The organism is Methanoculleus sp. SDB (assembly GCA_001412355.1).
Taxonomy (GTDB): Archaea; Halobacteriota; Methanomicrobia; order Methanomicrobiales; family Methanomicrobiaceae; genus LKUD01.
The window spans coordinates 1-19911 of record LKUD01000004.1; the positions used below are offsets into that span (position 1 = coordinate 1).

27 protein-coding genes are annotated in these 19911 nt (G+C 53.1%); 23 read left to right on the forward strand and 4 right to left on the reverse strand.

The window, feature by feature from the left end; translation table 11 throughout:
* Positions 1 to 695, reverse strand: a 695-nt coding sequence (locus APR53_06280) for a hypothetical protein (GenBank protein ID KQC05724.1), incomplete at its 3' end; no start/stop codon positions are given.
* 144 nt (positions 696 to 839) lie between these two features.
* Here APR53_06280 and APR53_06285 point away from each other — a divergent pair.
* The 3 genes from APR53_06285 to APR53_06295 all read left to right on the forward strand — a co-directional run bounded on the left by APR53_06285 (position 840) and on the right by APR53_06295 (position 3511).
* The gene (locus tag APR53_06285) at positions 840 to 1076 is read left to right on the forward strand and encodes a hypothetical protein (protein KQC05725.1); all 237 of its coding nucleotides are present in this window, start codon (positions 840 to 842) and stop codon (positions 1074 to 1076) included.
* Positions 1077 to 2504: 1428 nt separating this feature from the next.
* Positions 2505 to 3197, forward strand: a complete 693-nt coding sequence (locus tag APR53_06290; GenBank protein KQC05726.1) for a hypothetical protein — start codon at positions 2505 to 2507, stop codon at positions 3195 to 3197.
* A 50-nt stretch (positions 3198 to 3247) separates the two neighbouring features.
* The gene (locus APR53_06295; GenBank protein KQC05727.1) at positions 3248 to 3511 is read left to right on the forward strand and encodes a glutaredoxin; all 264 of its coding nucleotides are present in this window, start codon (positions 3248 to 3250) and stop codon (positions 3509 to 3511) included.
* A 4-nt stretch (positions 3512 to 3515) separates the two neighbouring features.
* Here APR53_06295 and APR53_06300 read toward each other — a convergent pair whose 3' ends face one another.
* Positions 3516 to 4091, reverse strand: coding sequence for a hypothetical protein (locus APR53_06300; GenBank protein KQC05728.1), 576 nt, complete (start codon positions 4089 to 4091; stop codon positions 3516 to 3518).
* Positions 4092 to 4140: 49 nt separating this feature from the next.
* Here APR53_06300 and APR53_06305 point away from each other — a divergent pair, with 49 nt between their 5' ends.
* The gene (locus APR53_06305; protein KQC05729.1) at positions 4141 to 4623 is read left to right on the forward strand and encodes a hypothetical protein; all 483 of its coding nucleotides are present in this window, start codon (positions 4141 to 4143) and stop codon (positions 4621 to 4623) included.
* Here APR53_06305 and APR53_06310 read toward each other — a convergent pair.
* The gene (locus APR53_06310; protein ID KQC05730.1) at positions 4601 to 4783 is read right to left on the reverse strand and encodes an exonuclease VII small subunit; all 183 of its coding nucleotides are present in this window, start codon (positions 4781 to 4783) and stop codon (positions 4601 to 4603) included. The two genes, APR53_06305 and APR53_06310, sit on opposite strands and share 23 nt — an antisense overlap.
* Positions 4767 to 6011 carry an exodeoxyribonuclease VII large subunit gene (locus tag APR53_06315; GenBank protein KQC05731.1) on the reverse strand — a complete coding sequence of 415 codons (1245 nt, stop codon included), beginning with the start codon at positions 6009 to 6011 and terminating at the stop codon, positions 4767 to 4769. Before APR53_06315 ends, APR53_06310 begins: the two co-directional genes overlap by 17 nt.
* Positions 6012 to 6133: 122 nt before the next feature.
* Here APR53_06315 and APR53_06320 point away from each other — a divergent pair, with 122 nt between their 5' ends.
* From APR53_06320 to APR53_06410, 19 genes are all read left to right on the forward strand, one after another.
* Positions 6134 to 6955 (forward strand): xylose isomerase, encoded by an 822-nt coding sequence (locus APR53_06320; protein KQC05732.1) that lies wholly within the window; start codon positions 6134 to 6136, stop codon positions 6953 to 6955.
* Between the two features lie 146 nt (positions 6956 to 7101).
* Positions 7102 to 8370: a hypothetical protein gene (locus APR53_06325; protein ID KQC05733.1), complete on the forward strand. Its 1269-nt coding sequence runs from the start codon at positions 7102 to 7104 to the stop codon at positions 8368 to 8370.
* Between the two features lie 30 nt (positions 8371 to 8400).
* Positions 8401 to 9009: a phosphoribosylglycinamide formyltransferase gene (locus APR53_06330; protein KQC05734.1), complete on the forward strand. Its 609-nt coding sequence runs from the start codon at positions 8401 to 8403 to the stop codon at positions 9007 to 9009.
* A 73-nt stretch (positions 9010 to 9082) separates the two neighbouring features.
* Positions 9083 to 9400, forward strand: a complete 318-nt coding sequence (locus APR53_06335; GenBank protein ID KQC05735.1) for a ribonuclease P — start codon at positions 9083 to 9085, stop codon at positions 9398 to 9400.
* Positions 9401 to 9717: 317 nt separating this feature from the next.
* Positions 9718 to 10167, forward strand: coding sequence for a 30S ribosomal protein S19 (locus tag APR53_06340; GenBank protein ID KQC05736.1), 450 nt, complete (start codon positions 9718 to 9720; stop codon positions 10165 to 10167).
* A 9-nt stretch (positions 10168 to 10176) separates the two neighbouring features.
* Positions 10177 to 10515 carry a hypothetical protein gene (locus APR53_06345; protein KQC05811.1) on the forward strand — a complete coding sequence of 113 codons (339 nt, stop codon included), beginning with the start codon at positions 10177 to 10179 and terminating at the stop codon, positions 10513 to 10515.
* The gene (locus tag APR53_06350) at positions 10515 to 11129 is read left to right on the forward strand and encodes an arginosuccinate synthase (GenBank protein KQC05737.1); all 615 of its coding nucleotides are present in this window, start codon (positions 10515 to 10517) and stop codon (positions 11127 to 11129) included. The genes APR53_06345 and APR53_06350 overlap by 1 nt, the downstream gene beginning before the upstream one ends.
* A gap of 148 nt (positions 11130 to 11277) precedes the next feature.
* Complete coding sequence (locus APR53_06355) at positions 11278 to 11541, forward strand: 50S ribosomal protein L31 (GenBank protein KQC05738.1); 264 nt, start codon at positions 11278 to 11280, stop codon at positions 11539 to 11541.
* 1 nt (position 11542) lies between these two features.
* Positions 11543 to 12205 (forward strand): translation initiation factor 6, encoded by a 663-nt coding sequence (locus APR53_06360; GenBank protein ID KQC05739.1) that lies wholly within the window; start codon positions 11543 to 11545, stop codon positions 12203 to 12205.
* A gap of 5 nt (positions 12206 to 12210) precedes the next feature.
* Positions 12211 to 12402, forward strand: a complete 192-nt coding sequence (locus APR53_06365) for a ribosomal LX protein (GenBank protein ID KQC05812.1) — start codon at positions 12211 to 12213, stop codon at positions 12400 to 12402.
* Entirely contained in the window at positions 12392 to 12826 is a 435-nt protein-coding gene (locus tag APR53_06370; protein KQC05740.1) for a prefoldin subunit alpha, read from the forward strand. Before APR53_06365 ends, APR53_06370 begins: the two co-directional genes overlap by 11 nt.
* Before the next feature lie 18 nt (positions 12827 to 12844).
* Positions 12845 to 13876 carry a signal recognition particle-docking protein FtsY gene (locus tag APR53_06375; protein KQC05741.1) on the forward strand — a complete coding sequence of 344 codons (1032 nt, stop codon included), beginning with the start codon at positions 12845 to 12847 and terminating at the stop codon, positions 13874 to 13876.
* On the forward strand, positions 13876 to 15195 hold the full coding sequence (locus tag APR53_06380; protein ID KQC05742.1) for a signal recognition particle: 1320 nt from the start codon (positions 13876 to 13878) through the stop codon (positions 15193 to 15195). Before APR53_06375 ends, APR53_06380 begins: the two co-directional genes overlap by 1 nt.
* Positions 15196 to 15199: 4 nt before the next feature.
* On the forward strand, positions 15200 to 15778 hold the full coding sequence (locus APR53_06385) for a tRNA (pseudouridine-N1)-methyltransferase (GenBank protein ID KQC05743.1): 579 nt from the start codon (positions 15200 to 15202) through the stop codon (positions 15776 to 15778).
* Positions 15769 to 17019 carry a pseudouridylate synthase gene (locus APR53_06390; protein ID KQC05744.1) on the forward strand — a complete coding sequence of 417 codons (1251 nt, stop codon included), beginning with the start codon at positions 15769 to 15771 and terminating at the stop codon, positions 17017 to 17019. Before APR53_06385 ends, APR53_06390 begins: the two co-directional genes overlap by 10 nt.
* Before the next feature lie 328 nt (positions 17020 to 17347).
* On the forward strand, positions 17348 to 17698 hold the full coding sequence (locus tag APR53_06395; GenBank protein ID KQC05745.1) for a DNA-directed RNA polymerase subunit F: 351 nt from the start codon (positions 17348 to 17350) through the stop codon (positions 17696 to 17698).
* A 15-nt stretch (positions 17699 to 17713) separates the two neighbouring features.
* Complete coding sequence (locus APR53_06400) at positions 17714 to 18274, forward strand: DNA-binding protein (GenBank protein ID KQC05746.1); 561 nt, start codon at positions 17714 to 17716, stop codon at positions 18272 to 18274.
* Positions 18271 to 19053: a 16S rRNA methyltransferase gene (locus tag APR53_06405; protein ID KQC05747.1), complete on the forward strand. Its 783-nt coding sequence runs from the start codon at positions 18271 to 18273 to the stop codon at positions 19051 to 19053. The genes APR53_06400 and APR53_06405 overlap by 4 nt, the downstream gene beginning before the upstream one ends.
* Positions 19054 to 19126: 73 nt before the next feature.
* The gene (locus APR53_06410) at positions 19127 to 19909 is read left to right on the forward strand and encodes a hypothetical protein (GenBank protein ID KQC05748.1); all 783 of its coding nucleotides are present in this window, start codon (positions 19127 to 19129) and stop codon (positions 19907 to 19909) included.
* The last annotated feature ends 2 nt before the right edge of the window (positions 19910 to 19911 follow it).

A 19911-nucleotide genomic window follows, 5' to 3' on the forward strand; every position in this document is an offset into this window, starting at 1 on the left:
CCCTCTTTCTTGATGAACACGGTCATTTCATCGGAATGCCAAATTTTCCCGGTATTAACTTTGTTCTTCTCAACGTAGTGTGCAAGCAGTTTCAGATACTTCTTGATCCAGCGCATCGGCGTGGTCTGCGCGACCTCAATCTCATGGAACTGTTTGAGGTGGTCGGCGATCTTGCGGAGACTCACACCCTTGAAGTAGAGATCCAGGGCGAGGGTAATGATCTTCGGATCGTGTTTCATGTGCTTGAAACCCTGGTCCTGCGTGAACCTGAAATTACAATCTTTACACCCATATCGTTGAGTAATTCCGAATTTCGTTTTGCGCTGACCGCGCCGGACGATTTGCAGACTGCCACATTGCGAGCAGAATAATTCTCCTTCATGGATGCTTTCATGGAAGACCGGCTGCTGTGGATATGAGACAGACTCACAGGCAATATTCTTCTTCAGTTTCAGGGCAAATTGAACAGCATAGATATGCTTGCAGATCTGGTGACGGTAGACGTGATCGGGACAGTCGCATTTCCAGATGTGCCGGTTTGCAGCTCCGAATTTTTCTGCCAGTCTTCGGGACACGGTATAATATCCGTCATTCGATTGCGAACGGACGTACCAGACGTTTGATTTAATTTGCTTGATGTTTTCCGACTCCGTAACAATCTTCATCGCCCTGACTTCACGCGGATTAGAATACATCACTATCACCTTGTAGAGTATTAATCGTACGAATTACTATAGGAATTACAACATAATAAAACTTTCTATGGATCGTACGAATGATAACCTATAAATACAATATCGTACATAATACACTTAAAAATATGATACTGGTGCGTACGCATGGATGAGGGAACAGATCAATTGGAATTTATTGATTCGGACGTAATCCAAAAAACAGTGCGATTGAGCTATGACGGCCGGCAGATGATGATTCGCATTCCCCGTGAAATTGCATCTTTCTACGACCTGAAACGTGGTGATAAGGTGGATCTAACAATACGGATTGCTGCATCTGATGAACGGCCAAACAGAAAAATCCCGTTAGAAATGGTTGTGGTTGAAGATGTCGAAGGCTGATTTCAACGTTTATGAACGCGCGATTCTCAGTCTGTTACGAACAGCCCGCCGCCCGCTAACCACGTCACAGGTTGCAGACAAATTGGACATTTCTTGGGAAACCGCGAAAAAGTATCTTAGTAGTCTTAACCGAAGAAGGCACATTTCACGAAAATCCGAAGGAAACCGAATATATTGGAGAATAAAATCCAGTTAAAACAAACAGAGAGAAAATCACATAATAAAGTAAGAAATTTAGATTAAGTGAGATTTATTGGTTCCCATCTTTCTAAAATAGATTCTATACTAATAGTAGAGACAAACAATGCAAGAATATAAGCAAAAATTAATTGTAATAACTTATCAATTGGAATATTTGATAAGGTAATATTTGGTATAGACATTTCTCCATTTAGGATTGCCATAATATATAGTAAACCTTGCATAATTAACAAGAATATTGCAACCTCTGTTATAGAAAAATAAAAGGATATTATATTTTCTTTATACCTTTGAATAGATTTTTTCTGTCTGTGTGATAATAAAATTTGTTTTTGTTTTCTAAATAAGTTAAATATAGGCATGGTTGGATTTGCTGAAAATCTTAAAGAAGAAAAAAATGCTACACAAACAATCAAATTCGTCATAAAGAACGAATATATGGCTTCAAAACTTTTTGGTTGTAAATAAACATAAATGGAAATAAATACAGGGATTGTTAGGATTATATTAGATCGGAATATTGACCAAAAATATCTGCGACGCGCTTTAGAATCGTTTTTATTAAATTTATTGTAGTTTCCAACAAAAGATATTTGTTGATACAAAAAATAAGAGGATATAAAAAACGCATATGCAATGCCAACAGCAATATACAAAATTGCAGCATAGTATAATAGAGTTATAAAAAAATAATTCATCATATTTATAGTAATATCAATATTAGAATGAACAAAGAAAATAATACCCGATGATATTATTAAAATGAGGAAATACAACATCAATCTAAATTAAAATGTAATTGTTTGTAATACTGTTGGTTAGAGTGGATGGGTATCATAATAAAAAGAAATTGCACAAAACGGGATAAGAAATAAAAAAAATCTCTTGTCTGCAACACCACACATCACTAAGCCTAAAAAGAAAACTTGGATAATTGCCCTTAATCTAATAAAGAACAAGATTCTATCATCTTCATTACTCCACAAAAGTTGTTTGAAGTCCCGCGATGCAACAGTCATTTCAAAATCACCTCAAGTCCCTTCAACGCAACAGAACCCTGTGCTGGGTTCTGTTGCGTTGGAGGGACGCGGTGTGGGCAAGAGAATGAATTCGGGTGATTCCGGCATATGCACCGGCCTTTCATTGTTGTGGTGGAAGCTTGCCCGCTCCTCCCGGGTACTGCCCCATAATACTGATTTATCTGCATGGGGGAATGAATACTATACAATGAAAGCGCAGCGGAATAGCAAGAAGCCCGATTCCTCGCCGAATTACATGAAGATAGGTGCACTCTTCATTCTGGTGATTTGTGTTGCCGGATTCACACTGAATATGGGTTTTTTTTCTGCCTTTAAAACTGCACAACCCGGGAATGCGGTCGCCCTCGACTTCACGCTCCGGGACGAGAGCGGGCTCGCCGTCCTCACCTCGAACCAGCAGGTGATGAAGAACGCCCTCGAAACCGGGGAGGGGGTACTCGTGACACAGCCGATCAGTCTGAACGTCGGCGGAAACGTGACGGAGGATATAGTTTCGGTGGATGCGTATGTCTCCGACGGTACACGGTATTATCCGATCGGGAAATATGCGCTCCTTTCGTTTGAGCTGGAAACAATAAGCGATGCATGCGAGGGCATGCGCCAGAATGAGCGGAAACGTGTGTCCTTTGAGTATCCGGAATCTCCGGTCTGGACACTCTCCGTAGAGGAGTTCGAAAACTTCGGCGGAAATTTCAGTACCACTAATCTGGGTGACTGGGTGCCGCTCGGTTTTTCGACGGCTCCCATCATTGCCGTCGACAATACAACCCCGGAAGTTCCGTTCCGCCTCACCAAAGTGGTTGATAAGCAGGCCGACAGTATCGATATCAGATACGGATATGCCTACGCGGATATAATTCTGAGCGAAATGGCCGGGTAATACCGGACAATACGGGAGGGTATATATGCCTTCCCCCCCCTCATTCACCTATGGTCGTGAGGGTCCTCTGCTTTAACCAGGAAGGATGCATGGGATGCGAAGAACAGGCCCCCATCAACAGGGAGGTCAGCAAGGCGCTCGGCATCGAAATTGAAGAGATTGATGCCCTGAAAAATCAGGAATATATCGCCCGGTACGGATTGCACGTCACACCGACGATTATTATTTTTGAAGGCGACACCGAAGTGAGGCGTTTCGAGCGTGTCGTCCACCCGGAGGAGCTTGAACAGGCGATACGGGATGCAATGGCGTGAAATGTCAGATACGGATCCCGTAGATCCGTTTTATTTTTCTGGCATACGCTTTCCAGCCTTCTTTTTTCATCAGGGCTCCGTCACGCAGTTTAATGCGGGTGATCCGGAACCGTATCCGGCCTGCCAGGTAGACCGAGCCGACGATGAAGTCCTCTTCGCCGGCGACGGGGATGTACAGCGGCAGGGTTGTCCGGCCGTCATGAACAGATGCCTTGACAATGACCTGCTCCACAAGACGTGACCAGACAGTCTGGATTTCTGCCGCACGAGCTTTCGATACCCTCGCGCCTGCCCGTTCGATAGACGTTACCTCGACGCCCATGACATCATCATCGCATTCGGCCACAAGCAAGTCCCCGACGGAACACATCTCGTCATCCAGAAGTTCGATGCTGCAGACACGCGATTCCTTTTCATGGCTCACCACGGTCCTGACCGCAATAATCCGGGGTTCTTTCGGGCGGGGAACCCGGTGAACACCTCCGCACACGGTGCAGCGAACGAGGAGTTCGTGCCCCTCCTTTACGATTTCATGCTCCGTCTCTTCGCCACAGGCGGGACAGGTATGCTGCATCATCATGTCTGTACTATTAGACTTCCCGTCAAAGATATAGTACTCTCCGGTGCTGATGCTTCGCAACCTTCATCGGCGGGCACCCCTCATTTCTATGGGGATGGAACTACGCGAACGATTCTTCTGTTTCGGACACCGGTACGTGACCGGTACGCACAGGACGACGCTTGAGGTGACATCGGAGACCCACCTCACCCCCGCCGGAACCTGCATTCTCGGGATTGGTGCGGACAGGGGGGCGGCAGGACTTGGAGAGCGTTTCCGAAAGGCACTGGCGAATGACAGGGCTGAAATCTTCACCGTGTTTGCGGTAGGTGGAGAGTCATTCACGGTGAATGCGAAGGGGAGCAGCACCATGACGCTGGATCACCCGACTGACATGGTCTGGCGGCGAAGCGGGTATGTATGCGGGCGCACAGTCGCAATTCACGCGGATCAGACGGCCCGGTCCTTTCCGAAAAGCATGATCCGCAGCCTGCAGGAGGGCGCCCGGATGGACGTGGAGATGATCGTCACTATCCCTGATCCAGACGTGTGATTCTGAGTTCCGCCTCCTCAAGCAGACGTTCGCACTGTCGGATCAGAAGAGATCCCCTTTCATACAGTGCGATACTCTCGTCAAGCCCGACCGAACCGTCCTCGATTTTTCTTATGATCTCCTTAAGCTCTTCCATCAGCGTTTCATACTTCTCTGTCATGGTTCACCTCGAGAATCCGTGCCCTGCTGCTCCCGTCCGCCATCCTGATATCGACGCAGTCGCCCGCATGCAGGTGCCCTGAACGGGTGACGGGAAGGCCGTCTTTCGTCACCAGCGCGTACCCGCGTTCGAGCGGGCGGTACGGATTGCCCGCCTCCATCCGTGCGCGTGCATGACCGAGTCTCAGCCGCTCCCGCTCGATGGATCGGCAGATGCCCCGGTGCAGGCGTTCGGCCGTCTCCGCGAGAGACTGCATCCCGGTATCGAGCCGTCTCCTGAACCGGCGTGGTGTAAGCCGTAGACGTGCCTCCTCAAGAATCTGGCGCTCGCGTTCCGTCTTCACTCCCAGCCCCGCCTGCATCCTCTGTCGCATCCGTACGATCTCCGCATGGATTTCCCGCCGGTCCGGAACAACAAGTTCAGCCGCGGCGGACGGGGTCGGAGCGCGCACATCCGCAGCAAAATCACAGAGCGTGACATCGGTCTCATGGCCGACCGCACTCACGACCGGCGTTCTGCAGGCCGCGATAGCCCGGACCACGTCGGGATGATTGAAGGCGAAGAGATCTTCGAAGCTGCCCCCTCCCCTGCCAACGATAATCACATCCACCGTGCCGTCGATCCGGGACAACGCCGCGACAATCTCCTGCGGTGCCGTGTCACCCTGAACCGATGCCGGGGAGAGAATAATTTCGACCGGAAACCGACGGCCGATGACCTGCTCGATATCATGCCGTGCTGCGCCTGAAGCGGACATGACAACGCCGATTGTTTTCGGGAATCGCGGAAGGGTCTTTTTCAGCGCAGGGTCAAAGACTCCTTCCCGGGTGAGCATTGTTCTCCACTGTTCCACGAGCAGGTGTTTTTCCCCCGTGCCGGCGGCCCGCAGGTCGCGTACGATAAACTGGTATCTTCCATGCGGCTTGTAGACCTGGATCGAACCCCATGCCAGGGAATGCATTCCGTTTTCGGGTGTAAACGGGAGTTCCCGTGCCGAACTCTGCCACATCACGCAGTTGATGGTATATGTCGTGCCGTTTTTCTGCTCGGAAAGGGAAAAATAGAGATGGCCGCGGGGTGTAAACCGGAGATCACGCACCTCCCCCTCTATCCAAATCTCCTGGAGACGGGAATCATCCAGCAACCTCTCGATAAGCCCGGAAATCTCCGAGACACGCTGAATCCCCCCCGCCGGTGCCGGCGATGCGCCGGCTGTGAACCAGTCCATTCGAGATGATGTTGGCGGGTGCACTTATCAAATCTCCTTTTAACAGGCGGAAGAGAGGTATGGGGAGATACCTCGGGGTTAAATAGTCTCCCTCACCACCCTGTGTCAGGTTCGTGAGAATAATGGTTCAGTTCGCTACATCAAGCATGTTTTTTCACGAGTACCCGATTGATGATATCTTCGACTTCGTGGATGAGGCAGGGTGCACCGGCATAGAATTCTGGATAGAAACACCTCACTTCTGGATCCGCGGGCTTCCCGTGGGTGAGGTGCAGCGGTCCATTGCAGAGCATCCGGGGCTTGCACCGGTAACCGTACATGCGCCGGTGCTCGACCTTAATCCCTGCTCCATCAACCCGGACATCGCAGCAATCTCCGTCGAGTACGCACTCAGATCCGTGTCGATTGCAGGTATCCTCGATGCACGGATTATAACCCTGCACCCGGGCAGGAGGACAGCTAAGCGAACACCGAGTGCAGCGGATTACGAGCGTTTCGATTATTTTATCGACAGGCTGCGTGAGTCTTCACGGGAAACGAGTGTGAGGATTGCCATCGAGAACATGGAGCCGAAAGTGAACTCCCTCCTCTGCACACCAGCGGACATGGAAGAATTGCTTGACCGTGAACCCTGGCTGTCATACACCCTTGATGTCGCCCATGCCCTCTCGGTCTCGCTTGCGGAGGTCGGAGAATATCTGTCCCGTTGCGGGACAGAGCGGCTTGCAAACGTCCACATCTCCGCAACCGCGTCCGGAAAGATGCACCTGCCGGTGGCGGAGAATGATACTGTCGGGAGAGTTCTTGCAATGCTGTCAGGGACCGGGTATGCAGGCAACCTCACGCTGGAGATCGAGGACCGGAACTTTGATCACGATCTTTCAAGCGAGGAAAAAATCGCACTACTGGCCCGTGACGTCAGATACCTCCGGCACAATTTCTGACACTCCCGGCAGATCGCCGCCATTCGCTCCGGGTACAATTACCTACCCGGAAAAACGCTGGTTTTATTAAATATCAATACAATATCATGTTGTTTCACCGCATATGAATAAATCTGAGTTTAGAGCCGTTGCACGGCGTGGACGCAATGATTGACGAAAGCGTTAAAATTGCGCTCTTTATTGTGTGCATTTTCTTATCTGCATTTTTTTCCGGATCCGAAGTTGCATTACTCTCCGTTAACCAGGCAAAAGTGCGGACACTGATTGATCGCAGGCTTGCCGGATCACGTGCACTCGCAACCCTGAAGAAGAATACCGATCACATCCTCATTACCATCCTGATAGGAAACAACGTCGTGAACGTCGCCGCCGCAGCACTCGCGACGTCGATTGCGATTGAACGGTACGGGGATGCAGGAGTCGGAATCGCGACGGGAATTGTCACATTTATCATGCTGGTGTTCGGAGAGATCGGGCCGAAGACCTACGCCGCCCGCATGGCCGAAAAATTCGCTCTTGCCGTTTCGCGTCCGGTTCTGGTCCTCAGTATCGTTTTCTCCCCGTTTCTGTATATATACGACGGTATGAAAAAGATATTCTCCATTCAGGGGGGTGTCGGCCACCCGATTGTCACGGAGGACGAGATAAAGCAGTGGATCGATGTGGGGGAAGAGGTAGGTACCATTCAGGAAGAGGAGCATGAAATGCTCTATCGCGTCTTCCGGTTCGGTGATACCATCACCCGCGAGATCATGACTCCGCGTGCCGATGTGGTCATGATTGCAGATACAAGTTCGCTTGAATCGTCTATCAATGTCTTTAACGAGACCGGTTTTTCCCGTATCCCTGTATACCATGATCACATCGACAACACGATCGGTATCCTTAACGTAAAAGACGTTTTCTCCGCAGTATATGAAAAAAAGAAGGGCGTTACGGTTCGGGATCTGATGTATGAGGCTCACTTCGTTCCGGAGAGCAAGAAGATTGGGGAGCTTCTCAAAGAGCTGCAGTTCCGGAAAGTGCATCTCGCCATCGTCGTGGACGAGTACGGCTCGTTTGCCGGTATCGTCACGGTCGAAGATATGCTTGAAGAGCTTGTAGGAGAGATTCTCGACGAGTTTGATGAGGAATTACCGCAGGTTCAGGCGATTGACACGGGTGTGTATATTGTCGATGCCCGGAGCTGGGTGGACCGGATCAACGAGGAGATCGGCATTGATCTGCCCATCGAAGAGTCGTACGAGACTGTCGGAGGCCTTCTGACCGACAAGCTCGGACACATTCCCCGGCGGGGGGAGGTTGTCGAACTGCCGGAAAGCGGGATACGGCTGGTCGTGATGAAGATGCGGGGCCGCCGGATTGTGGAAGTCAAACTGATCCTTCCGGATCAATCCGCGGTGGATAACGATTAAGAACGCCAAGGCCGCAAATACATGAGATATATGAAACGCATTGCGGTCATCGCATCCGGGCGCGGGTCCAATTTTCAGGCGGTCATCGACCGGGTATCCGACGGGTATATTCCCGGGACATGTGTACGCCTCATCACCGACAATCCGCATGCCTTTGCAATCGAACGGGCCCGCAATGCCGGAATTCCTGTTTCTATTGTTGATTTCACATCATTTCCGGATAAAAAGGAATATGAGGCCGCTCTTTTAGCCGCGATGGAAGAGTGCGAAGCGGATCTCTTCATCCTTGCCGGATATATGCGTATCCTCGGGCAGGAAATCGTCCGCCGATATTCAGGGTGTATGATGAACATCCACCCGGCACTTCTTCCCAGTTTTTCGGGACTGCACGCCCAGCGGCAGGCACTGGATTATGGTGTGAAGGTTGCAGGCTGCACGGTGCATTTCGTGGATGAGGGAATGGACACAGGACCGATCATCATTCAGCGGTGCGTATCCGTTTGCGCGGATGATGACGAAGAACGTCTGTCGATCCGGATTCTGCAGGAAGAGCATGCCGCACTTCCTGAGGCGGTTAAGCTGTTCTGCGAGGATAGACTTACGATCGAAGGCAGAAAGGCGCGTATTCTTCCGCCATGATGCTGACACGACCTTTTTTACCATCTCGCACCAAATCTGGTCTCACATCTGCGAGTGGAGACGCAGGGACGCAATGGCACAAAAAGGAAAAAACACCCAGATAAGGCGGATCGCCCGGGAACGCATCGAGGCGCTGTTTCATAACGCCGGAGCGGTTTTCCATGAGAATCCTGCATTAAGCGATCGATACGTCGCGCTTGCGCGCCGCATCTCGATGCGCCAGCGCGTACCTGTACCCCGTACTCTGCGGCGGTTATACTGCCGGCGGTGCTACGGGTATCTCGTGCCCGGGGTAAATCTGCGCGTACGGGTCCACAACGGCAACGTCATCACGACCTGCCTCCGATGCGGGTACCACCGGCGATACAGGGTGGTGAGGCCTCATCGCTGACAAGGGATCACTGAACCGTCTCCGGGCGACCATCTGGATTGGAAAAAACGGCTGTACCGAGCAGACCATCAGGGAAATATCAGCACAGCTCGCCAGACGCCACGTGGTAAAAATACGATGGCTCCGGAACACCGCCGCCAATCCCGACGAAATCGCCGCACGATGCAATGCCCGTCTCATTTTTGTCAGGGGAAGAACGATGATCCTCGAAAGTTACGGTACACCGGGTCGTTGACCCGGCCGCCTCGAAATATATAAAAGCCTTTCATACAAATAAGTAAAGACTGCTATTAGGCATATTAATTGAGAGGCTAACAATGACAACCGTATATGATATCCCCTCTGATGTGTTCATCAAGAAGGTGGCAGAGGAGTTAAAAAAGCTCGATTCCGTGACACCACCGGACTGGGCAATGTTTTCGAAGACGGGGGTTCATAAACAGGCACCACCCGAGGCAGAAGACTGGTGGTACACGCGGGCGGCATCGATACTGCGCCGGGTGTATGTGGACGGTCCCGTAGGTGTACAGCGGATGCGATCTTTCTACGGCGGAAAACGTGATCGGGGCTCAAATCCCTATCAGTTCCGTCGGGGAAGCGGTTCAATCCTGAGAAAAATCCTTCAGCAGCTCGAAGCCGCAGGCTACGTCGAGAACGGCAGGGAAGGCCGGAAAGTTTCAGCAGCCGGGCGCTCCTTTATGGACGGCGTCGCGAATGGTCTGAAAGCGGAAGTGGCCGAGTCCGTGCCGGGAATCGCCAAATACTGAGGTGTTATGATGGGTGACGATGAGCTATCCAGAATCCGCCGCAGGCGAATGGAGCAGCTCCAGCGTCAGCAGATGGATCAGCAGGCGATGCAGGAAGATCTGGAGCGCCAGAAGGAGATCGATTCACAGATCCACCTCGCGCTCCTGAAAATCCTCGAACCCGAAGCACGGGAACGCCTGAACACCATTAAACTAACACGCCCGGAATTTGCCAAAGCTGTTGAACAGCAGCTGGTAATGCTGGCCCAAAGCGGCAGGGTACGACAGCGTATCAACGACGAGCAGCTCAAGGCGCTTCTCAAGCAGATCATACCGGGAAAGAAGGATTTCAATATCACGCGAAAATAATGAAGGCAGCGGTTCTCTTCAGCGGCGGAAAAGACAGCGCGCTTGCAGCTCTCCTGCTCTCGCGCGATTACGATGTGGAACTGAACACGTTTGTGTTTGATCCCGGACGTGATCGCGCCGCAGTGATCCGGGCGGCAGAAGCACTCTGTCTTCCGCTTCAGGTGAGAACTTTCCGTCCTGATCTCCTTGCAGAGGTAACGGGAATGATTGAGAAGCAGGGTTTTCCCAATGATGCGATCAACCATGTCCACCGCGAGGCGATTACCATTCTCGCGGGTGAGTACGGGGTTGTGGGTGACGGCATACGGTTCAATGATCGCGTGCCGATGCTCAGTCGCGGTGAAGTCCAGCACCTTGAGTCAACCTGCGGATGCTCCTATGTCAGGCCCCTGCTCGGTTTCGGGAAACCCGAAATACAGCGTCTTGCGGGCCGGTACCTGGACGTCAGATATGGTGAGACGGGGGAAATTGACAACGGGGATTACGAATCCGAGATCCGCCAGGCACTTGCCGGGCGCGGACTCGATCCTGCGTCATATTTCCCTCCGGGGCACCAGCAGTCGCTCGTGATCGGGCGCGTAAACATACGACAAAACGGTGATAACAATGAGTAAAGTAACGATGAGTCGCAAGATTCGGTTTGCAAAGGCATGTGAGCAGAACCGCCGGGTTCCTGCCTGGGTCATGATCCGGACGAAACGGAAGGTAACCAGCCACCCCCGGCGGCGCAGCTGGAGACGGAACAGCCTGAAGGTGTAGACAATGGTTGAAAAACTCAAGGAGCAGATTTATATCATCCCGCTCAGGGATGTCAAGAAAGCCCCCCGTTGGAAGCGGAGCAACCGGGCAATCAAGGATGTCAGGGCGTTTCTCGAAAAACATATGAAAAGTAAAGATGTTAAACTGGACAGTTCTATCAACGAGCGTGTATGGGAACGAGGCAGCGAGAAACCTCCGCGGAGCATACGCATCCGTGCCATGAAGTTCGAAGACGGACAGGTCCAGGCCGAACTTGCTGAGGAGTGAAATGAAAGAAACGATCGATTTTGACGCCGATCCTCACATCGGGGTTTTTACCCGTGTTTTTGAGGACATCGCGGTCATTCCGCCATCCGCACCCGCGGCATACCGGGAAGCGGTCCGTGAGGCACTTGGCGTCGAGATCCTGCTGACCACTATACAGGGGAGCTCCATTATCGGTTCCCTGCTGGTCGGTAACAGTACAGGGATGATTGTCAGCGGACTTGTCTCTCCCGAAGAGCTTGCGCTTCTGGAGGAGCATCGGGATGTCATGCGACTTGAACGGTCTATGAATGCGGCCGGGAATGTCATTCTGTGCAACGACGAGTTTGCAGTGATACACCCCGATACCGGGGAAAAAACAGCGGAAAAGATCGGTTCATTTCTCGATGTCCCTGTTGTGAAGTCGACCTTTGGCGGTTTGCCGACTGTCGGGATGGCTGCTGTGGCGACAAACCGCGGCGTGTTGATCCACCCGAGGTCGACACCGCAGGAGATTGCCGTTCTTGAGTCGATCACCGATCTCCCTGTCGGAACAGGCTCGGTGAATATGGGCAGCGGCCTCGTGGGTACCGGGCTTATTGCGAACAATCGCGGGTACCTTGCCGGACATGAAACGACTGGCTATGAATTAGGGCGGATTGAGGAAGTATTCAGATTTCTGGAGTGATAATGATGGCAGAGCAGAACTATGAGGTAAAGGGTGAGTTCAAAGTGGGTGACGAGTGGAAACCATACTCAAAGGTCGTCACCGTCCCGAACGAAATGCTTGCTAAAGAGCGCATCTATACGATCATCGGCAGTAAACACCGGCTTAAGAGAAATTATATTAAAATCAACGCCGTTTTATTGGTTGATGGTGAATAACGTGGAGCAGGTTGACCCCCGCGAAGTCCAGATGCTGCAGCAGTACCTCAATGATTACAGTCAGCAGATCGAGTACTATTCGCGGCAGTTCGAGATCATCGAACAGCGGCGGTTCGAATCGCTCGCCGCTATCGACACGCTGAAGGCACTGGATGAGACCGGGAATGACACGGTTCTTCTCCCGCTGGGCGGAGGCGCCAGCCTTCGTGTCAGGATTCTCGACCAGAAGAAGGTTCTTTTAAATATAGGGGCCGATGTCGTTGTTGAACGCGAAAACAATGACGTCATTACCTATCTGCAGGATCGCATCACGGAAATGGAAGCTATCGAGAAGAAACTATCGGCTTCCGTTGAGCACGTGCAGAAGCAGGCTGGCGAGGTTGCCCGCCGCATCGATTCGGCCTACCAACAGTCACAGCGCTGACAGACAGGTACGTAATCCATGTTTGATTCGCTCAGGGACAGACTTCAGGGAGTCCAGCAGAAACTGGGCCTGAGTATTAAAAAAGCGGAGGAGGAGGCTTTCGAGTCGCCAGCTCCGGCCACAACACCTGCTCCCGGGAAGACCCCGAAGAAGAGCGGGGGAAACCTCGTTGATAAAGTGAAGGTATTCGTTCGCGATCGCGAACTGGTGCTGACGGAAAAAGACATCGCCGATCCTCTGGAAGAACTTGAGCTGATTCTTCTGGAAAATGACGTGGCGCTGTCTGCCGTGGATGCCATCGTTGAAACCATCCGCACCGACCTGACCGGAACGCACCGAAAGATCGGATCATCGGTTGATGCGGTTGTCGTAAACACGCTGAAACATGCCCTTCGTGACGTACTGGGAGGAGGATTTGACCTGACCGGGTACATCGACACACACGATCGACCCGTCAGGGTTCTTTTTACCGGCGTCAACGGGACCGGTAAGACAACGACCGTTGCGAAAGTCGCCGCATACTTAAAGGAGCACGGGTATTCGGTTGTTATCGGATCGGGCGACACATTCCGTGCCGGGGCGAATGAACAGATGACGACCCATGCCGACCGTGTCGGCGTCAAGCTAATCCGGCATCAGCAGGGTGCTGATCCTTCCGCCGTACTCTTCGACGCGGTGGAGTATGCCCGCGCCCACAAGATTGACGTCGTGCTCGCCGATACGGCAGGACGGTTCCACAACCGGGCGAATCTCATGAACCAGCTTGAAAAAATCCAGAGGGTCATGAAACCTGATCTTATCGTATATGTCGATGAGGCGGTCGCCGGCAACGATGCGGTCCTCCGCGCCGGCGAGTTCAACGCGGCAGTGGGGACTGACGCAGTTGTCCTGACAAAAGCCGATATGGATACGAAGGGGGGCGCCGCGATCTCCATTGCGCATACCATTGGCAAACCCATTATGTTTCTCGGTGTCGGGCAGGGATACGGTGACATCATCCCGTTCTCGCCCGATCGGATTGTTGACGACCTTCTCGGGGAGAGTGGCTGATGCTTGACAGACTGGGGGGCGGCCTGAAGGACGCTCTCAAAAAACTTGCAGGAAAAACCGTCATAGACAAGGGAGCGGTCGATGAACTCGTCCGTGATCTCCAGCGTGCCCTGCTTCAGGCAGATGTCAACGTCAAGCTCGTGATGGCGCTTTCCCAGTCCATTAAGAAACGGGCGCTTGAGGAGGAACCTCCAAAAGGAATGGGGGTACGGGAGCATGTGCTCAGGATCGTGTATGAGGAGCTTGTCAGCCTGATGGGGCAGGCCGCCGAGGTACACCTCGGCCCACAGACCATTCTGATGGCGGGGCTGCAGGGGAGCGGCAAAACAACCACAACCGCGAAACTGGCACGATACTTTCAGCGGAAAGGGCTTCGTACGGGTGTGATCTGTGCAGACATCTTCCGTCCGGGTGCATACGATCAGCTTCTCCATCTCTGCCGCCAGATAAATATCCCGTGCTACGGCGAACCCGGGGTTACCGATGCCGATCAGATCGTGAAAAGCGGCCTTGCGGAGCTTGCCGGGAAAGAAGTCATCATCATCGATACCCAGGGCCGGCATGCACTTGAGGATGATCTGATCGACGAGATTGTGCGATTAAATGTGATCTCGAAGGCGACACACCGGTGGCTCGTGATCGACGCGGCTCTGGGTCAGCAGGCCCGCGATCAGGCACGGCGATTCCACCAGGCGATCAGCATCGACGGTGTCATCATCACAAAGATGGATGGCACTGCAAAAGGTGGCGGGTCTCTCTCCGCCGTATCTGAGACACAGAGCGGCATCGTTTTTATCGGAAGCGGCGAAACCATCGAAGATCTCGAGCGCTTTGATCCCAACGGATTCATCTCGCGCCTGCTTGGCATGGGCGACCTGAAAGCGCTTGTCGAACGTGCGGGAGAAGTCATTACCGACGAGGATGTGGATGTCAACGCCATGCTCCGCGGCAAATTCACCCTTCGCGACATGTATAAACAGATGGAAGCGGTAAAGAAGATGGGGCCGTTGAAACAGGTGCTCGGCATGCTTCCCCTCGGCGGAATGGATATTCCGCAGGATGCATTTGACGTCACGGGCCAGAAGATGGAGCGGTACCGCATCGTCATGGACTCGATGACGCCTGCAGAGCTTGACAATCCTTCCGTTATCAGCGGATCGCGGATCCATCGGATAGCACTCGGTGCCGGATCGACCCCGGAAGAAGTGCGGGAACTTCTGAAATACTATAAAACGATGCAGCGTGCGCTGAAGGGGATGCGCGGGGGCGGCGGCAAATTCAATATGCAACGGATGATGAAAAAATTCGGCGGGATGTAACTCCATGCGGCGGTTTGCGATTGTCGGGCACCGTGCCCGGACATCCGGCGATTTTTCCCTCAACGATCTTCCCGGGGGGGCGGGACGCATCGATGTGCTTTGCCGGTGTGTTAATGCGGCGTTCTTTTTGTCACATGACCTGCGCCGCGACGTCGAATGCTACCTGGTACTGCTTGGAGATCCCACGCCTCCCAAGACCGTGCTTTTTCGCGGTTCCGAACTGCGCTCCCTGAATCCCGACGAGCGCAGTGCTGCGGCACTCCTGAAAAAAGCGCTTTCGCTGCCGTGCGGAGATGAATTCAGGGAATCGTCCCCGGGCGTGTATGTCCGGCAAAGCGGCCTCGCATGCCTGCTCGGCGAGGTGCCCTGTGCACTCCTGCACGAGGATGGCGGGGACATCAGGTCCGCAGACAGCATTCCGGAAGGATTCCTCTTAAGTGACCATATGAATTTTACCCCAGACGAGGATGAAATGACCTGTGATATTCCACGCATATCGGTCGGCCCGCTCTCCCTTCACGCGGACCATACGATTACCGTCGTCCAGAACGAAATCGACCGGAGGGAAAACGGATGGAACTGATAAACTGTACAGAATCACTCCTTGAATACGGCCCCATCTGCGACCATTGCCTGGGCCGCATGTTCGGGAAACGCTCCCACGGTCTTGCCAACGATGAACGGGGACATGCACTCCGTGTCGCACATGCACTTGATCGGAACATCCCCTTTGCGGAGGAGCGCAACCCCTGCTGGATTTGCGGGAATCTCTTCGAAGAAACCGGCCTCTGGGCCGGGCGGATTGCGGAGGCGCTTGCCGGGATCGAGTACGCCACCTTCCTCGTCGGATGCCGGGTGCCTCCGCTCATCGCCGAAAGTGAGGAACTTGTGTGGACCGATCTTTCTCTCCAGTCTCCCGAGCCAATAAAGGCGGAGTTCAACCGCGAAGTGGGGAAGGCGGTTTCGGGCATAACCGGCAAATCCGTCGATTTTGTCCGTCCCGACATCGTCGTCATCTGTAATATCCCGGATGAAACCCTGGAGGTGCAGATAAACCCCCTGTTTGTGTATGGCAGGTACAAAAAACTCGTACGGGGGATCCCCCAGACCCGGTGGCACTGCAGGGTCTGCCGCGGGAAAGGATGCGAACGGTGCAACTTCACCGGTAAGATGTACGCCGAATCGGTCGAAGAGCTGATAGGCGAATCGGTCATAGCAGACATGCAGGCGGAGGATGCCGTCCTTCACGGTGCAGGACGGGAAGATATCGATGCGCTGATGCTTGGAACGGGACGGCCGTTTGTTCTCGAAGTGGTATCTCCCCGTAGGAGGAGTATCGACCTTGCCAATCTTGAAACGGCAATCAACCGGAGTGCCGAAGGGAAGGTTGCCGTCGTGCTGGATCACTGGAGTGATCGTCATGAGGTGGAAACCATTAAGTCGGAAAAAGCGCATAAAGAGTACAGCATTCTCGTCGAAGTAGACGGTGCTTTCTCCATTGACGATATCCGAAATTCTCTGAAGAGTATTTCCGGTACGACAATCCATCAGCGCACCCCCGAACGGGTTTCCCACAGGAGGGCGGATAAGGTCAGGAAGCGCAGGGTCATCACGATTGAGTGCACTGGTGTTGAGGACGGCAGATATGTCATTGACGTCGTCGGTGAAGCCGGACTCTACATCAAAGAACTCATATCCGGTGACAACGGCAGGACCACGCCAAGCCTTGGGGAGATTCTCGGCGCGCGTGCACGTGTTGTCACCCTGGATGTTGTTATGGTCGAAGGCGTTGTGCCCGAAAAGGCGGGCGGCGACGTACAATAAAGGAGGGATTAAGCATGGCACATCATAACGGTCCACGGAAAAAAACGCGATATAAATTTAAGAAAGATCTCAGACGTCGGGGTCTCGCCCCGGTTACAAGCGTTATCCGCAAGTACGAAGTCGGTGATCACGTTCATATTGTCATCGATTCGAGCGTTCATGGCGGCATGCCGCATCGCCGGTTCCACGGAAAGACAGGGACAGTCGTCGGACAGCGTGGCCGCGCCTGGATGCTGGAGATCCGGGATGGAAATGCTACAAAGACGGTAATTGCCCGATCGCAACATCTAAAACCCCAAAACGTATAATTTTCCCCTTGGTAATTGGCATGAAAATCAAAGCAATAGTGAGCGAAGAGAGGATTACCCTCCCCGAACTGAGAGCCGCACTACTGGCAGTTGAAGCGGAGCGGAGGGATGTGGGTGATGAGATGTCCTATGAACTTCGTAAAAGCATCGAGCATGCCAATCTCCTCACGAAAAGCACTGCTGAAAACGCCGTTGCACTCGTGAATGAGCTCGTGAAGCTCGAAAAGATGAAACCAGAGATCGCATCGCGTATTGCAAGTATCATGCCGCGGACACGGGATGAACTCAGGGCAATCTACGCTAAAGAACGGTTCACCCTTACTGCTGAGGAGCTCGACGACATCCTTGATCTCGTGATGGCTCATTTCTGACGGGAGGGTTTTCGAATGAGAACTGATAAAAAAGAGCTTCACGGCGTAGTGCTTGACATACTGCCTATAGGTCATGCCGATCCCCGTCGTCCTCAGTTCCGCAAAGAACCCCTGGTACAGGCCGTGGGCGTCGATCAATTCAAACTTCTCGAGCTTATACCGAAATCGCAGGATATCGGGATTCATGAAACCGTCTATATCGGAGATCGCGAACGGGAAAAGATTGAGCGTGTCAAACGCCGTATCGGATACGAGGAACTGTCCTCAACCGCACGCCTCGAACTGCCGTTTGCAATAGAGAGCATCGTCCGGGAAAACGAGAGCAGGTTCGTTGATTTCTTCAACAAAGCCATATCTGTGACACCAAAGCTCCATATGCTCCATTTGCTTCCCGGTATCGGGAAGAAGCTGATGTGGGAGATACTGGATGAACGGCAGAAAAAGCCTTTCGAATCATTCCGGGATATCAGCGAACGCATCAAGGCGATCCCCCATCCGGAACAGATGATCATCAAACGCATTCTTGAAGAAATCGAAGATCCCGAGGTCAAATACCATCTTTTCACGTCAAAATGAGCGCGCCACACGATCAGCACTTTCTTGTCGATGAAAATGCAATACAGAAAATCGCAGGCTTCCTCGATGTGGAGGGGCGGCGTGTGCTTGAGATCGGGCCGGGCGAGGGGCCACTGACGAGGGCGCTTCTCGACCGCGGTGCGATTGTTATTGCCATTGAGCTTGATCCCGCCCTGTGCGCAGATCTTGAACTTCTTTTTGCCGATGAGATCGATGACGGGCGCCTGATCTTGGTTTGCGGGGATGCCGTCCGGTGCGATATCCCTCCGTTTGACATTGTCGTTGCAAACCTGCCGTATTCCGCATCATCAAAGATCATGTTCCGCCTGCTTGATATCGGATTCGAGGCTGCTGTGCTGATGTTCCAGAAAGAATTCGCACAACGGATGATCGCGGCACCGGGGACACCCCGCAGTGGCCGCCTCTCGGTCATGGTGCAGACGTATGCGGATGCGAAGCCCCTTCTGGATCTCTCCCCGAATGCCTTTCGCCCCAGACCGCAGGTCCGGTCATGGGTTGTCAGGCTTATTCCCCGGCCTCCTCCGCACCCGATTCGGGACCGTGTGCTGTATGCCGATATTGTGCGGGAGCTTTTTTCGCACCGCCGGAAAACCATCAGGAAAGCCCTTAAAATCTCGACAGCGCCGCTCGGCCCGGTTCGTGTACGGCATATGCTTGCCGGTCTTCCCGGCAGCATCCTCGGGTCGCGTCCCGAAGAACTGGATCTCGCGGCATTTGCCCTGATTGCAAACTGCGGAAGCGAAGCGCAGCAATCGTGAAACTGAGTTCTCCTGATTTGGCCGAGCCGTGATTTCTGCCACAAAATGAGCCCTTTTATAGTGTGACATCGACGTGTACACACTCGTCGGAGGCAATACGATGCAGGACGATAAACGCCAGGTGCCCGATGTGCGCGGTGTACTGACACAGCTCCGGGATGGCGATCGGGCAGTAAAGGAGTATGCGGCGGATGTTCTCGCCGGTATCGGAGAACAGGCCGTCCCCGGCCTGATCCATGCGCTGAAGGATCCTGATATCGACGTTCAGGAATTCGCATGCACGGCTCTCGTTCACATCGGTACTCCTGCGGTTCCCCTTCTTGTGCGCTCGCTGCAGGAGGACGACGAGGAGTTTGTGGGTCTTGTCGGTGGTGTGCTGGCAGAAATCGGCGATGAAGCGGTTGATGTCCTTGTGCACGCGCTTTCTTCGGGCATACCCTCCCTCCAGCTGTCGGCTGGTGCGACTCTTATTGTCATGGGCGTTCCGGCTGTCCCTTCACTTACCGGGTGTCTTATACACGAGGATGAGGACGTCCGATCCCTTGCCCGGGCTGTGCTTATGGAGATAGGCGGGCCTGCTGCGACGGCGCTTATTGATACTTATCGGAGCGCATGCGAGGGGCTGAAATTGCCGATTCAGGATGTTTTCGTGGAGATCGGGCAGGATGCGGTACGTCCCCTTATTGCAGCGATGATCGAGGGGGATCCGCTCGTCCGGAAGTGTGCCGCGGACGTACTGGTATCGATGGGCGGGCAGTCATATCCGCTCCTCCGGGAGATCGCACAGGAAGGCACCGGCCCGGAACAGACTTGCGCGATGTATGCTCTCTCGCTGTTTCCCGTCCCCATCGAGTAATT

Bases quoted from the DNA above. Each gene is read 5' to 3' on its own strand.
- APR53_06285 (KQC05725.1), top strand. From the start codon at position 840: ATGGATGAGGGAACAGATCAATTGGAATTTATTGATTCGGACGTAATC.
- APR53_06290 (KQC05726.1), top strand. From the start codon at position 2,505: ATGAAAGCGCAGCGGAATAGCAAGAAGCCCGATTCCTCGCCGAATTAC.
- APR53_06295 (KQC05727.1), top strand. From the start codon at position 3,248: ATGGTCGTGAGGGTCCTCTGCTTTAACCAGGAAGGATGCATGGGATGC.
- APR53_06300 (KQC05728.1), bottom strand. From the start codon at position 4,091: ATGATGATGCAGCATACCTGTCCCGCCTGTGGCGAAGAGACGGAGCAT.
- APR53_06305 (KQC05729.1), top strand. From the start codon at position 4,141: ATGCTTCGCAACCTTCATCGGCGGGCACCCCTCATTTCTATGGGGATG.
- APR53_06310 (KQC05730.1), bottom strand. From the start codon at position 4,783: ATGACAGAGAAGTATGAAACGCTGATGGAAGAGCTTAAGGAGATCATA.
- APR53_06315 (KQC05731.1), bottom strand. From the start codon at position 6,011: ATGGACTGGTTCACAGCCGGCGCATCGCCGGCACCGGCGGGGGGGATT.
- APR53_06320 (KQC05732.1), top strand. From the start codon at position 6,134: ATGGTTCAGTTCGCTACATCAAGCATGTTTTTTCACGAGTACCCGATT.
- APR53_06325 (KQC05733.1), top strand. From the start codon at position 7,102: ATGATTGACGAAAGCGTTAAAATTGCGCTCTTTATTGTGTGCATTTTC.
- APR53_06330 (KQC05734.1), top strand. From the start codon at position 8,401: ATGAAACGCATTGCGGTCATCGCATCCGGGCGCGGGTCCAATTTTCAG.
- APR53_06335 (KQC05735.1), top strand. From the start codon at position 9,083: ATGGCACAAAAAGGAAAAAACACCCAGATAAGGCGGATCGCCCGGGAA.
- APR53_06340 (KQC05736.1), top strand. From the start codon at position 9,718: ATGACAACCGTATATGATATCCCCTCTGATGTGTTCATCAAGAAGGTG.
- APR53_06345 (KQC05811.1), top strand. From the start codon at position 10,177: ATGGGTGACGATGAGCTATCCAGAATCCGCCGCAGGCGAATGGAGCAG.
- APR53_06350 (KQC05737.1), top strand. From the start codon at position 10,515: ATGAAGGCAGCGGTTCTCTTCAGCGGCGGAAAAGACAGCGCGCTTGCA.
- APR53_06355 (KQC05738.1), top strand. From the start codon at position 11,278: ATGGTTGAAAAACTCAAGGAGCAGATTTATATCATCCCGCTCAGGGAT.
- APR53_06360 (KQC05739.1), top strand. From the start codon at position 11,543: ATGAAAGAAACGATCGATTTTGACGCCGATCCTCACATCGGGGTTTTT.
- APR53_06365 (KQC05812.1), top strand. From the start codon at position 12,211: ATGGCAGAGCAGAACTATGAGGTAAAGGGTGAGTTCAAAGTGGGTGAC.
- APR53_06370 (KQC05740.1), top strand. From the start codon at position 12,392: ATGGTGAATAACGTGGAGCAGGTTGACCCCCGCGAAGTCCAGATGCTG.
- APR53_06375 (KQC05741.1), top strand. From the start codon at position 12,845: ATGTTTGATTCGCTCAGGGACAGACTTCAGGGAGTCCAGCAGAAACTG.
- APR53_06380 (KQC05742.1), top strand. From the start codon at position 13,876: ATGCTTGACAGACTGGGGGGCGGCCTGAAGGACGCTCTCAAAAAACTT.
- APR53_06385 (KQC05743.1), top strand. From the start codon at position 15,200: ATGCGGCGGTTTGCGATTGTCGGGCACCGTGCCCGGACATCCGGCGAT.
- APR53_06390 (KQC05744.1), top strand. From the start codon at position 15,769: ATGGAACTGATAAACTGTACAGAATCACTCCTTGAATACGGCCCCATC.
- APR53_06395 (KQC05745.1), top strand. From the start codon at position 17,348: ATGAAAATCAAAGCAATAGTGAGCGAAGAGAGGATTACCCTCCCCGAA.
- APR53_06400 (KQC05746.1), top strand. From the start codon at position 17,714: ATGAGAACTGATAAAAAAGAGCTTCACGGCGTAGTGCTTGACATACTG.
- APR53_06405 (KQC05747.1), top strand. From the start codon at position 18,271: ATGAGCGCGCCACACGATCAGCACTTTCTTGTCGATGAAAATGCAATA.